General features: G+C 56.5%; 12 protein-coding genes. 9 read left to right on the top strand and 3 right to left on the bottom strand.

Going from position 1 to position 12,611, the window contains the following annotated elements:
- Positions 1-313 precede the first annotated feature (313 nt).
- From EXR70_22845 to EXR70_22830, 4 genes are all read left to right on the top strand, one after another.
- Positions 314-1,108 (top strand): transporter substrate-binding domain-containing protein, encoded by a 795-nt coding sequence (locus EXR70_22845; GenBank protein MSP41335.1) that lies wholly within the window; start codon positions 314-316, stop codon positions 1,106-1,108.
- A gap of 178 nt (positions 1,109-1,286) precedes the next feature.
- Entirely contained in the window at positions 1,287-1,439 is a 153-nt protein-coding gene (locus EXR70_22840; GenBank protein ID MSP41334.1) for a hypothetical protein, read from the top strand.
- A gap of 143 nt (positions 1,440-1,582) precedes the next feature.
- Entirely contained in the window at positions 1,583-1,810 is a 228-nt protein-coding gene (locus tag EXR70_22835) for a type II toxin-antitoxin system RelE/ParE family toxin (protein ID MSP41333.1), read from the top strand.
- Positions 1,807-2,112, top strand: coding sequence for a putative addiction module antidote protein (locus EXR70_22830; GenBank protein ID MSP41332.1), 306 nt, complete (start codon positions 1,807-1,809; stop codon positions 2,110-2,112). Before EXR70_22835 ends, EXR70_22830 begins: the two co-directional genes overlap by 4 nt.
- Positions 2,113-2,203: 91 nt before the next feature.
- Here EXR70_22830 and EXR70_22825 read toward each other — a convergent pair whose 3' ends face one another.
- Entirely contained in the window at positions 2,204-3,346 is a 1,143-nt protein-coding gene (locus EXR70_22825; protein MSP41331.1) for a hypothetical protein, read from the bottom strand.
- A gap of 29 nt (positions 3,347-3,375) precedes the next feature.
- On the opposite strand from EXR70_22825, the gene EXR70_22820 reads away from it, so the two are divergent.
- Positions 3,376-4,398 carry an ABC transporter substrate-binding protein gene (locus EXR70_22820; GenBank protein ID MSP41330.1) on the top strand — a complete coding sequence of 341 codons (1,023 nt, stop codon included), beginning with the start codon at positions 3,376-3,378 and terminating at the stop codon, positions 4,396-4,398.
- A 166-nt stretch (positions 4,399-4,564) separates the two neighbouring features.
- On the opposite strand, the gene EXR70_22815 is transcribed toward EXR70_22820, so the two are convergent.
- Positions 4,565-5,641, bottom strand: a complete 1,077-nt coding sequence (locus tag EXR70_22815) for an ornithine cyclodeaminase family protein (GenBank protein MSP41329.1) — start codon at positions 5,639-5,641, stop codon at positions 4,565-4,567.
- Between the two features lie 168 nt (positions 5,642-5,809).
- Here EXR70_22815 and EXR70_22810 point away from each other — a divergent pair, with 168 nt between their 5' ends.
- On the top strand, positions 5,810-6,892 hold the full coding sequence (locus tag EXR70_22810; protein MSP41328.1) for an amidohydrolase: 1,083 nt from the start codon (positions 5,810-5,812) through the stop codon (positions 6,890-6,892).
- Positions 6,893-7,104: 212 nt separating this feature from the next.
- Here EXR70_22810 and EXR70_22805 read toward each other — a convergent pair whose 3' ends face one another.
- On the bottom strand, positions 7,105-8,274 hold the full coding sequence (locus tag EXR70_22805; protein MSP41327.1) for a hypothetical protein: 1,170 nt from the start codon (positions 8,272-8,274) through the stop codon (positions 7,105-7,107).
- A gap of 145 nt (positions 8,275-8,419) precedes the next feature.
- On the opposite strand from EXR70_22805, the gene EXR70_22800 reads away from it, so the two are divergent.
- The 3 genes from EXR70_22800 to EXR70_22790 all read left to right on the top strand — a co-directional run bounded on the left by EXR70_22800 (position 8,420) and on the right by EXR70_22790 (position 12,406).
- A complete protein-coding gene (locus EXR70_22800) occupies positions 8,420-9,202 on the top strand; it encodes an enoyl-CoA hydratase/isomerase family protein (protein ID MSP41326.1) in 783 nt (260 codons plus the stop codon).
- 121 nt (positions 9,203-9,323) lie between these two features.
- Positions 9,324-10,787, top strand: coding sequence for an aldehyde dehydrogenase (locus tag EXR70_22795; GenBank protein ID MSP41325.1), 1,464 nt, complete (start codon positions 9,324-9,326; stop codon positions 10,785-10,787).
- 626 nt (positions 10,788-11,413) lie between these two features.
- Positions 11,414-12,406, top strand: a complete 993-nt coding sequence (locus tag EXR70_22790; protein MSP41324.1) for an ABC transporter substrate-binding protein — start codon at positions 11,414-11,416, stop codon at positions 12,404-12,406.
- Positions 12,407-12,611: the final 205 nt, after the last annotated feature.

Here is a 12,611-nt window from a genome sequence, read left to right as displayed (position 1 = left end):
CGGCCTCAACCACGGTGATCTCGCTGCGATATACTCGTTGAATTACGTCTAGTCGTTTCTCGTCTTTCATTGTCAGGGTTGTCATCCTTCCACCCTGACATAATTACGTTGCCGTTAACCCCTGACATAATCACTTTGCTACAACAGCCGGAACACTTATCGTTGACAAGTCGAGCCAGCCGGCGGATATTGCAACCGTTTTGGACTTTATTGTCGGAGCCGCCACCGGAGATAAGCCGACCGGCTTTTGTCGCCGGCTACGGCGGCTCACTTAATAGTTAGAGAGGCAACGGTAACTTCAACGGTGGACGCCATGCGAACGACTTACTTTCTAATGAGCGCGATACTTGGGCTGTTTCTTACGGATTGTGCAGGCAGCCACACCACACCCACTCCCGAGGCGCGACAGGCATTGGCCCCAACCGGAAAACTTCGGGTTGAGCTTTACCGCGGGAATCCCTTATCCCTGACGCAGGATCCCGCATCGGGTGAGATGAGAGGGGTGGGATTTGATCTCGGAAAAGAATTGGCGCGGCGCATGGGCATTTCGTTCGAACCAGTTGTCTATCCGTCAATTGGCGCCGTTGTCGACAGCGCGAAATCAGACCAATGGGACGTCGCTTTCATTACGGTGGTTCCTGGGCGGGCGAAGGACATGGATCTTACCGCGCCGTACGTGGAAATCGAACGCGGCTACCTCGTCCCAAGCGGCTCGCACATCTCAACAGTCGCTGATGTAGATCGGCCTGGGATTCGTGTTGCCGTGCCCGCGGATGGCGGGTCAGATATTCTTCTTTCTCGCGTGCTAAAAAACGCCGTAGTGGTTCGAGGCAATGTCGGCGGAATAGAGATGCTCAAGTCTGGCAGGGCCGACGTATTTGCTTCCAATAAGGCAACCCTGTTCGAATTGTCGAATCGGTCGCCCGGCTTCCGAGTTCTGGACGGTCGTTTTGCCACCGACCCAGTGGCGATGGCCATCCCAAAAGGACGTGACCGCGGAATGGTCTTCGCGCGCAGATTCGTTGAGGACGCGAAGTCTGCGGGGTTCGTGAAAGCGGCGCTTGAGAGGGCTGGAGTACGTGGTGCGGTTGTGGCGCCACTTCAATGACGCTCTCTAACCATCGGGTTGAGTAAGACGCGGCGGACCGCGCCTCTCACCCAAAACGTTGAACTAAACCGCTAAACGGCGAGATCGTTATGAAAAAAAACGAAGCCGATCGCGATCATAAAATTATAACGCCGATACGCGCCGAACTCTTGGGACGGCGCTGGGTGACAAGCGATTCATGCTCGGCGACTTCAGCCTTGTCGACATCGACATGTTCCCGCGCTTCCCGCGCATGGAATCCTTCGGCGTGATCCCATCTCCAAGCCTGCCGCAACTGAGCGCATGGTATGACCGAATGAAACAGCGAGCCTCGGTGCAAGCGACCGTATAGAGACAATCACGTCATGCTCCTTGAACCGACCCTTGACGTTGGTATCTATGCGGATACAATGGACCCGTGTACACAGTCCGGCAAACCCCGGAATTTCATGACTGGCTTGACGCCCTGACTATAATAGTAGAGCCCAAGCACGCATCACCGCGCGTCTTCGACAAGTCGAATTCGGCAACTTGGGTGACTGGAAATCCGTCGGCGCTAAGGTGTCGGAATTGCGCGTCGATGTAGGTCCGGGTTACCGGCTCTATTTCACGCGCAGACGAAATGTAATTATCGTTATGCTCGCCGGTGGCGATAAGTCTAGTCAGAAGCGCGACATCAAACGGGCACAACGTATCGCACATGAATGGGAGTTCGAACCATGAAAAAGAACAAACCTAAACCGAAAATCAAGCTGCTGCCGTTCGACGCAGCACGGTACCTAAAGAATGATACTGCGATCGCCGAATACATGACGGCGATTCTTGAAGCGAATGATCCAGATCTGCTACTGGCAGCCTTGGGAGATGTTGCTCGCGCTAAAGGCATGTCGCAGGTCGCGAAAGACTCGGGCCTGGGACGGGAGAGTCTATACAAAGCCCTCGCCCCTGGCGCCAAGCCGCGCTTCGACACGGTGCTAAAAGTCACCCGCGCACTTGGTGTAAAACTATCGGCACAGGTCGCCTAACCGGCACAATCGTCACTCACATCAGCAGCGCTTTATGAATAATTCCGACCTTGTCCCTAACTCCTCACTAATTCTGTAACTTCCGCACCCATCACTTTAAAATTTCTTTCAACTTCGCCACCACCGCCGGCGGCGTTTTTAATACGTTTTGAATCAGCTGTTCGACTTCTTCGCCAGATGCCGCGGCGATTTCTAGATTCGCCTTGTTGGCGTCGCTGAGAAAGTCGGCATCTTTCATTGTTTGGAGGAATCCCCGGCGCAAAATCTGCACGCGATCCTTCGGCGTATTGGGCGGGAGTGAGTAGCCGTAGGTAATTTGACTCGGTTGATGCACGCCGGCTTCGATCAACTGGCGCGCCTCGGGGGTTTTGGCAAAACTCATCGTCAACGGCACCTTGGGCAGTTCGGGATGCGTCTTGCCGTTGGTTTGCAACATGATGACGACTTGGCCGGACTCGATCGCCTTGCGCCAGGTCGCGCGCACCGACACCCAAGAAAATCCGCACAGCCCATCGATCTCGCCCGACTCCACCGCAACGCGAATGTCAGCGGTGCCTTTGTAGCCGGTGATCAGCCGCATGGGCAGGTGAATCGCTTCCTTCAAAACCTTCGCCGTGTCATCGGTCGTCGAACCCGGCGCGCTGCCGCCCAATCTCATGAGCGATTTCGAAGCGAGCCACTGCTCGGCATTGACGATGGCGGTTTTCTGATTGAGCACGCATAGGTCGTGGTTGTAACCCGGCGCGCCCATCCACTCCATTTTGCGCGCGTCGAAGAGAATTCCCTGGGCGCCGACCAGTTGGCCGAGAACTTGATTGCCGTTGAACGCGCCGATCGTCAGCCCGTCCGGTTTGGCGACGCGGTAAATGTGATTGGCCGAAATCAAGCTGCCCGCTCCCGGCATGTTGTCGACGATGATCGTCGGATTGCCGGGAATATATTTACCCATGTAACGTGACAGCGAGCGCGCGTAGGTATCGAAGCCGCCGCCGGCGGAGAAGCCGACGATGATACGAATCACCTTGCCGCGATAAAAATCGTCGGCGCTGGAAGCCGCGAGCGCGGCGTGAGCAAATGCCAATGCGATGAGGGGAAAGATCGACGGCAAAATTTTTCGATTCATGACAATTCCTTTCGCGGAGCCAACTGACCCTGCGCGACAAATTACGCGAACTAAGCGCCAGCCGTCAATCGTTGCGGCAAGAATCGTTGACAAGACATTTATTTCCACCATAATCAGCCGAACTCGGAGGTAAGCTGCTCATGAAGCAATTCGCGCGACAATTCATCGTCTCACTGATTTTCGCCGCTGCGTCATTATTGACAATCTCAAGCGCCAGCGACGCGGCTCAGAGTAACGATCTCAAACCGGAAAGAAATAGACTCGAAGTCGCCATCGCCGCCACCGGGCCGCTCTATTTACCGCTGCTGCTGGCCGCCGATGCCGGCTACTTCGACAAGCGCGGACTCAAAGTTAACCTTACTGTGCTTAGCGCCACGGCATCCGCTCAAGCGTTGCTCTCCGGCGCCGTCGATATCTATCAGGGCGGCACGGCGACGATTCATGCCAACGTCGCCGGTTCGGATGTGATTTACATCGCCGCTTCCGTCGATAAAAGCACGCTGGTGCTGTTCGGACAGAAAGGCATCGCCACGCTGGAAGGTTTGCGCGGTAAATCGGTGGCCACCACTTCGGTGGGCGCCTTCGGCGAGATCGCAATTCGAAAATCGGCCAAGGAGCGCGGCATGGAAATTGGCAGGGACATCAAGCTGCTCTATCACAAGGCGCCGGCCGACGCGCTGTCGACTTTCGTGTTGAACAACGCCGACGGCTTGATCGTCACGCCGCCGCAGACTGAAATGGCCAAGAGCAAAGGCTATCCGGTGATCATCGATTATTTTCAGCAAGGCTTGAAAATCATCGGCCCCGGCACCGGCGTCGCCCGCGCCTTCGTGCAAAAAAATCCCAACACGCTAAAAATCTTTTTGATGGGCTACCTCGACGGCATCAAACGCGCCATCGACGATCCCCGTACCGCCAAACAGATCGAAGCCCACTATTCGAAAATCACCGACGCGAAATTGTTGGAAGATAGCTATCAAGATGGCAAGAAAGTCTGGAACAAAGATATGACCGTCGATGGCGACGCGATCAAACTCGTTCTCGAACAGTCCACCGTCGCCAAAGCCGCGGAACTCGATCCACGAAGAATGTTTGACAACACACTGATCAAAGAAGTGAACCGCGACTACGCGTCGAAACTTTTTCCCGGTCAGGTGAAATAAATCGCGGCAACAAGTTCACCAGCAGCGCCAAGGTCAACGATTGCAGGGGCGAAAAATCTTTCGCCCCTACCGGACGCGGCGGCTCTCGCCGTCTTATTATCCGAACTTTGCGCCCTTTGCGTTTATTGCGGCTAATCCCTCCGATGCCCACGACCGACTCTCACGCCTACGTGTGCATATCCTGACTGAAGAGCTCCGTCGGTAGCTCGTAACCAAGCCCCTTGTTTTGACACTTCTCAAAGGCGCGTGCCGCGCAGGCGATCAGTTGAATCGCCAATCCTGCGCTGCCCAGCCCGCTGCCGCCGAAGACCGTCACCTGCTCGGCGGAAGTCCTACCCGCTTCCTTGCCGGTCATGATGCCGCCGAGAGTTTGCATTTTGCCACGCAGCGCCGGATCGTCGCTCAAATCGAACTTCACCTCTTCCGGCTCGCGCGCGCCGATAAACCAGTGCGAGTCGCGGTCGGCGCTGCGGATGACGATCAGGTCGGCGCGATCGATGGTATGGCGGTCGAGCTCGCCGCGCTGGACCGAATTGATATGCATGCCCGGCTGCGCCCAGGCTTCGTCCAACACCGGGCTCAGCGAATTGGTCACCAGCGAGACGATGTCGGCGCCGGCGATGGCGTCGCGCGGATGGCTAACAACGTTCAAGCGGAATGGCATTTTCGCCCGCCAGTCTTCGAGAAAATTTTGCCGGTGCTCCGGCGTCGGACTAAACACGCGCACTTCGTCCAGCGCGAACAAACGCGACAGCGCTTCCAGGTGCGAGCCGGCCAGTCCGCCGGTGCCGATCAAGGCGGCTATCTTCGAATCCTTGCGCGCGACATACTTGGCCGCGATGGCGCTGGTGGCGCCGACGCGAATACGCTGCAAGAAACTGCCATGCATGATCGCCAACAACTCGCCGGTATCGACGCTGAAGAGAAATACCAGCTCGGTCCAGCGCCCACCCGGCGCCAGCCCCGGTTTTTCCCGGCGCATTCTGCCGTCGACCATGCGTTCGATGACGATGTCGGAGGTCAAGCGAATGCCGCCGACCCGATAACGCGGCAAGACCGCATCCATGGTCTTGAGCATGTACCACTGCACCGGCGCGTCGTTCATCGGCGCATAACTGTGCGAGCGCGGCCGGTTGGCGGCGTCGCCTAGCGCGTAGTCTTTGAAGGTTTCTTCCAAAACCTCCAGGCAATCGTCAACGTTTAGCACCTGCGCGATATCGTCATTGGTGAGAATCCAGGTCATGATTCGTATCTCCCCTGTTCGCCCCTTTGAGGCTCAGGTGGCAGCGTAAGTCGGCGACTCGAATGAAGTCAATCCAAACCCAACCGCATTTAGCCGAGGCCTTGAGAAAATCACCGGCTTTCGCTACTCATGTAATCTCACTGAGACTAGAAAGATGAGGCTCAACACATGCGTATCATCGACGCCGACGGACATGTTTTAGAACGAGATATTCCCTGGGCGGATTTGCTCGAAGCGCCTTTCCGCGATCGCGCGCCCAAGGCGGTTAAGGACAACCGCGGTTTCACTTTTGTCATGATGGAAGGCAAGCTCACGCCCACCCCGGTGGGCAAAGCATGCAGCTTCGTCGGCGCGCCGCGCAGCCATTCTCCCCAAGCGACCACCGGCATGACCGATCCCGTCGTGCGCTTGAAAGACATGGACTTAGAAGGCATCGACACCGCGGTGCTGTTCGGCACCTCGCCATTTTTGAGTTTGCCCTTCGTCCAGGATAAAGATTTGGCCTCGGCGGTGGCGCGCGTCTACAACAACTGGCTCGCCGGCTACTGCGCCGCCGATCCGCGCCGGCTCCGAGGCGTCGCCGCGGTGGCGATCCAAGATCCCGTCGAAGCGGTCAAAGAACTGCGCCGCGCCGTGCAAGAATTGAAATTCGTCGCGGTGGCGACGCCGCCGATCTCGGCCTCGAAGAAAAATCTCGACGATCCCGATCTCTATCCATTTTTCGCCGAGGCCGAGCGCTTGAACGTTCCCGTTTGCATTCACGTCGGCGCCGGCGACGGCGTCCCCGCGGCAACCGAACGCTTCGATCATCCGCTTTACAGCCACGCCCTGGCGCATCCCTTCGAGCAAATGATCGCCTCGCTGTGCGTCGTCTGTGGCGGCATGCTCGAACGTTTTCCCAAATTGAAATTCGCCTTCATGGAAGCGGGCTGCGGCTGGGTGCCTTATTGGATGGAGAGATTGGATGAGCATTATGAAATCCTCCAACCGACGGTTCCATGGCTCACCAAACCGCCGAGCGAATACATGAAGAGCGGCCAGATGTTTTATGCCTTTGAAATGGAAGAAAAGATGCTGCCCTATGTCGCCGAATTCGTCGGCGCCGAGCGCTTGGTCTTCGCCACCGACTACAACCACAGCGATTCGAAATTTCCCCACACGGTCGAAGAAGTGATGGAGCGCAAAGATTTATCCGACGCGCTCAAGTCGAAACTCATGGGCGAGAACGCGGCGAAGCTCTATAGCTTGTAACCAATTGTGTCCTAAACGTCCCCCTTTGAAAAAGGGGGAATGAGGGGGATTTGAATTTTACCCGCGCAAGAAAATCCCCCCTTCCCCCCCCTTTTTCAAAGGGGGGTTCGTCCGAACCAGCGCATCGAAATAGATTTAACCACGAAAGGCACGAATACACGAATTTAATTTCCGATTTTCGTGCCTTTCGTGTTCTTCGTGGTTAAAAATCCCTACGGCTTGATGATCAGCGAAGACGAAGCTTCTTCCGCCTGAGCTTTTTGCTGCGAGATAAAAAACGCGAAGCTCTTCTGCATCAGTCCGGCAAGAAACGAAACATCGAGGGGCCCCGGATCGCCCTCGCCCACTTGCCGCGCCACGGCGAGGGAAAGTTTGGCGAGTTCCAGCCGTTCGGTGGCGAAAAAATACAGCGCCATGTCTTCCATGCGCTGCTTGAACGAACTGCCGTTGTCGCCGCTGCACAGCGTTTTGACCGCGTCGCGCACGACGCCCGCGAGCCGTTCTTCTTTTTGCGCCGGGTTGAGCACCAGCTGGCTCGACCGCGCCGCTTCCAGCCGCGGCAAGTATTCGCTGCGCACCCATTCATCCATGACGATCCAATAACGCAGCTCCGGTTCTTCGAGCAGCTTGCGCGACTGCTCGCGCCACGCGCCGTCGCGAAAATCTTCCGCTCCTAACTTGTCATAAATTGGATGCGTCACCGGCTTAGGTTTGCCATTGCCGATCAGCGAACGAATCTCGTGGAAGTCGGTTAAGCCGCTTTGGCCGCGCGCCTTGGCGCGTTCGTAGCCTTGGTAAATGATGTAGTCGGCGAACTGCCAAGGGATCGCGATCATGGTCACGCCATGTTGCGCTTTGATATCGTCGGCCATGGCGCGCAGCTCCTTGCGCTTCATCTCCAGGCCGGCGTAGCGAAGCAAACCTTCGCGGTCGTGCAACATCGCTTGAATCACCTGCAAGCCGCGTTTGACTTGCGTCCTGGCGATCCAAATCAAGCGGCCACCGCCGCCATCCACCGGCGACATGTACGCTTCGACGTCAGTATGGCGCTCGAACAACGGCGCCGGTTTCTTTTCTGGACTGTCTCCAACCGCGACCGCGATGCCCTTCTGCGATAGTTTGAACAGCGCGCGCTTAATCTCTTTCTTAATTTCCTTATCGGTGGCTGCGCCATCGATTTCGCGCAGCAATTCGGCGCAGGTGCCGTCGGCGATCTTGCCGAGCAAAAAAATCGTTGCCAAATCGCTTTCGATCGACTTGCCGATCACCGCTTTCAATTGCACCACCGTTTCGGCTACCGGACGGTCGGTCGCGAAGCCCAACTCAGCGAGCGTCGCCAAACCCTTCTTGAGCTGCGCATCGTGTCGATCTTGTTTCGCCAAAACTAAATCCTTGCCGCGGGATTTTCGCCTAGTGATGTCATAGAAATGTCGACATTCCAACCGCCAATTAGCCGCGGACAACCTTGACTTACGAGGGGATGCCAGCTAGTTAATTTACTTGATTTTAAAGTAGGAGGCAGCAGTTATGGCAATGATCGATTCCCGAATTGACGGCGGCATCGCGGTGCTGGAAATCAACCGCCCGCCGGTCAACAGTTACACCACGGACTTACTCAAAGAATTGGACGCGGCGATTCTCGAGGCGCGCTTCAACGACGACGTGCACGCCATCGTCATCACCGGCAAGGTCGAAAAGTTTTTCTCCGCCGGCGCCGACATCAACATGCTGGCGAACCAGACGCTCGGCTTCAAAAATAATTTCGCCCTGCACGGCCACGAAGTGTTGATGCGCTTGGAGAACACGCCGAAGATCATCATCGCCGCGATCAACGGCCACGCCGTCGGCGGCGGTTTGGAAATCGCCATGGCCTGCGACATCCGCATCGCCAAAAAAGAAGGCGGCAAGATGGGCTTGGCGGAAATCAACTTGGGCGTCATGCCCGGCATGGGCGGCACCCAGCGCCTGCCGCGCTTGGTCGGCAAAGCCAAAGCCATGGAGCTGTGCTTCACCGGCAAAACCATCGCCTTCGAAGAAGCCCTCGATATGGGCCTGGTCCATTACATTTACGAAAAAGAAGGCTTCATGGATCAAGTGATGGACTACGCCAAACAGTTCATCGTGCCCAACAAGAGCAGCTTGGCCGTCGGCAAAGTAAAACGCGCCATCACCACCGGTCTCGAACTGTCGTTGCCCGATGGTCTAGCTTTCGAGCGCGAACTGTTGGCGCAAACCTTCGCCAGCGAAGACGGCCAGGAAGGCGTCAAAGCGTATCTCGAAAAAAGAACGGCGAAGTTCACAGGCAAGTAAACAACCAGTGAATTAGGGGTTAGTGATTTAGTGAATTAGCTTCGGACGCTCCCGTCACTAATTCACTGACCCCTAACTCACTATTTCACTAACCACTAATTCACTACCCCGGAGGTTTCTAATGGCCAAGATGTTTATCGGCGGCGAGTCCGTCGGTTCGGTAACTAACAACACAGCTGAAGTAAAAAATCCCGCCACCGGCGCAACCGTCGACACGGTGCCGCAAGGCAACGACAAAGACGTGCAGCAGGCGATCTCGGCCGCCGAAGACGCTTTCAAAGTTTGGTCCGATGTCTCGCCCGAAGATCGCGGCAACGCCTTGATGAACGCCGGCGAGCTGATCAAGAAGAACACCGCGGAAATCGCCCAGCTGCTCACTCAAGAACAGGGCAAGACGCTGTTCGAAGCCGGCTTGGAAATTCATCATCTGGTGCACGGCTTGGAATTTTACGCGGGATTGGCGTCGAAGGTTCGCGGCTCGCATGTCCCGCTGCCGCAAAAAAACGCCTACGGCATGGTCGTGCGCCAGCCCATCGGCGTGTGCGGCGGCATCGTGCCGTGGAATTTTCCCTTAACTTTAATGGGAACTAAATTAGGTCCAGCGCTCGCCGCCGGCAACACGATCATCATCAAACCGGCCAGCACCACGCCGCTGGCGACCATCAAAGTCATCGAGCTCATCGCCCAAGCGACCTACGGCGAAGGAAAAGCGCAAAAGCAGTTGCCCAAGGGCACGGTCAACATCGTCACCGGCCCCGGCGGCAGCGTCGGCGAAGAGCTGCTGCGCAACCCGCGCGTGCGCCGCATTGCGTTTACCGGTTCGACGCCAGTCGGCCGTCATGTCATGGAAGTGGCCGGGCGCGAGATCAAGCGCGTGACGTTGGAACTCGGCGGCAGCGATCCGATGATCGTCATGGAAGACAGCAACGTCGACTTGGCCGTCAAGATGGCCGACGTCGGCAGATATTTCAATTGCGGCCAAATGTGTTTGGGCGTGAAACGCTTGTTCCTGCAGGAATCCATCGCCGACAATTTCATCGGCGCCTTGGTGGAAATCTTGAAAAAGAAAACCGTCGGCAACGGCATGAGCAAAGAGACCCGCATGGGTCCGATCCACGTCGGCTCCCAGCGTCAAGAAGTCGAAGAGCAAGTCGAAGACGCCAAAGCGCGCGGCGGCAAAGTGCTGTTCGGCGGCGAACGCCCCAAGGGCGCCGAGTTCGACAACGGCTTTTACTATCTGCCGACTCTGATGACCAACGTGCCCGAAGACTCGCGCCTGACCAAGGAAGAAGTCTTCGGTCCCGCGCTGCCGGTCTACACGTTCAAGACGCTCGATGAAGCGTTGGAGAAAGCCAACTCATCGGAGTTCGGTCTCGGCTCATCGATCTGGACACGGAATTTGCTGCACGCCAACAAAGCCATCGACAAACTCCAAGCCGGCAACGTCTGGGTCAACTCGCTCCACTACGGCTACGACGAACTGCCTTTCGGCGGCGTCAAGTCGAGCGGCGTCGGCCGCGAGCATGGCCCCGAAGCGCTCGACTACTATCTCGAACCCAAGGGTGTGGTCGTCGTCAATATCTGAACGGGAAAGATTGGAGTGCTGGAGTGTTGGGGTCGTCGCCCCCGATTACGCCAGTACTCCAAGACTCCTTCCCCAATCAGGTATCGTAGCAACGTCAATATGTCATGTTAACAGCAACGTGATGATGTCAGGGTGACAGCTCGGGTTGAGTATCCATGGAGGAAATCTGACCATAGCGAAACCCCTGCTTCTTGCCGTTAGTTCGATATAGACCAAGTGTGTGGGTTTTTTGATTCGAAGGTGACGAGTTTCGGTTTTTGTAGAATAGCCCCAGGAACTCTCGGCGAGAGTAAAGAACCTCCCCTGACTTTGCTGGTGGCGTCGTCGATGGCGCCTGTCATGGGGGGAGCCGTCGACTTGCAGCAGCATCCCTTTGGGCTTTGATCCGGTAACATGCCGTTCACCGACACCGATCACCAATGCTGCCGCCACCACTGTCAGCTCTCCTCGAAACACTCCTTGTATGATGGCTAATCGCGTGTCGTCTTTCATTGTCAGGGTTGTCATCTTTCCACCCTGACATTTTCTCGATGCCGTTATCCTCTGTCGTAATCTCTTTGCTACAATAAACTGCTGGGAAATTCTTGACCGCAACGGTGAAGAAGCGATATGCAGTCAACAGATATATGAAAGCATTCATCGTCATACTGGTGGCCGCGCTCCTGATTCCCGCTCAGTCGCATACCCAAGAATTGACCAAAGTCCCATTCCCCTACGGTCCATTGGGCCTCAACAGCGTGCCATTCGTCATCGCCAAAGAAGCCCGGCTGTTCGAAAAACATGGCCTCGCCGTCGATATGGTCTATGTCGGCGCGTCGGCGGTGATGGTGCAATCGATGCTATCCGGCGCGGCTAACCTCGCCGCCTTCGGCGGACCGGCGGTTATCACCAATGTGTTAAGCGGCGGCGACATCATCCAGATCGCCGCGCTGCTGCCCAACTTCACCCAATCGCTCATGGTGCGCGGCGATATCCGCGACCTTCGCTCACTCGCAGGCAAAAAGATCGGCATCACTCGCTTCGGCTCGGTCACTGACTTCGCGCTTAGAACTTTGCTAGAGCGAAATAATCTAAAAGATGTTAGCACGCTGCAGATGGGCGGCTTCCCCGAGGCCGTCGCCGCGCTCATCCGCGGCGCCATCGACGGCGCCGTGCTGTCACCGCCGCATACCTTTCGTTTGTTCAAAGAGGGTTATCGCGAACTGGTCACGCCCAAAGACCTACGCGCCCTAGGCAGCGGCTTTCTATCCCAAGGCATCGTCGCGCGCAGATCCTACGCGTCGACTCACCGTGACATTACCTTGCGCCTGCTCAAAGCCGCGGTGGAAGGAGTAAGATTCGCCCACGCCAACGAGGATTTCACCAAACGGCTGATCGGCAAATACCTCGGCATCGCCGACGCCGAACTGCTGCGCCAAAGTTATAGCTACGTCACCGACAATTTCGCCAGGGATCCATCGGTGCCGGAAAGCGTCATGCAATCGATGGTGCAACGCATGGCGCAACTCAACATGATCGACGCTAAAGCCGCGCAAGCGACACCGACCGGCGCCTACTACGACAATTCTTTCGTCAACGAACTCAAGCAGTCGGGTTTCCTCGACAACGTTTGGAAATAGTGGCCGGCAACGAAGTTTTTCTTGCCGATTCGCTTGACGCCTATTGGCGCTTTCTACTACTTAAGGAATCTCTGAACAAGTCATCTAGCAAGTCGTCTAATAACGAAGAGCAGAAAGACCGACAAGGTGAGGCGGGAGGAAAGAGCGTGGGGGAGCAGACAACGTTTGCGAGTTTGGCGTGGGCGAGAAAGAAAAAGCAGAGCAA

The sequence above is a fragment of the Deltaproteobacteria bacterium genome (assembly GCA_009692615.1).
GTDB lineage: Bacteria > Desulfobacterota > Binatia > UBA9968 > UBA9968 > DP-20.
This window is presented reverse-complemented; position numbering and strand designations above follow the sequence as displayed.

Coding starts and splice junctions, on each gene's coding strand:
- EXR70_22820 (MSP41330.1), top strand. CDS start 3,376: ATGAAGCAATTCGCGCGACAATTCATCGTCTCACTGATTTTCGCCGCT.
- EXR70_22815 (MSP41329.1), bottom strand. CDS start 5,641: ATGACCTGGATTCTCACCAATGACGATATCGCGCAGGTGCTAAACGTT.
- EXR70_22845 (MSP41335.1), top strand. CDS start 314: ATGCGAACGACTTACTTTCTAATGAGCGCGATACTTGGGCTGTTTCTT.
- EXR70_22795 (MSP41325.1), top strand. CDS start 9,324: ATGGCCAAGATGTTTATCGGCGGCGAGTCCGTCGGTTCGGTAACTAAC.
- EXR70_22830 (MSP41332.1), top strand. CDS start 1,807: ATGAAAAAGAACAAACCTAAACCGAAAATCAAGCTGCTGCCGTTCGAC.
- EXR70_22840 (MSP41334.1), top strand. CDS start 1,287: ATGCTCGGCGACTTCAGCCTTGTCGACATCGACATGTTCCCGCGCTTC.
- EXR70_22810 (MSP41328.1), top strand. CDS start 5,810: ATGCGTATCATCGACGCCGACGGACATGTTTTAGAACGAGATATTCCC.
- EXR70_22825 (MSP41331.1), bottom strand. CDS start 3,346: ATGGTGGAAATAAATGTCTTGTCAACGATTCTTGCCGCAACGATTGAC.
- EXR70_22790 (MSP41324.1), top strand. CDS start 11,414: ATGAAAGCATTCATCGTCATACTGGTGGCCGCGCTCCTGATTCCCGCT.
- EXR70_22800 (MSP41326.1), top strand. CDS start 8,420: ATGGCAATGATCGATTCCCGAATTGACGGCGGCATCGCGGTGCTGGAA.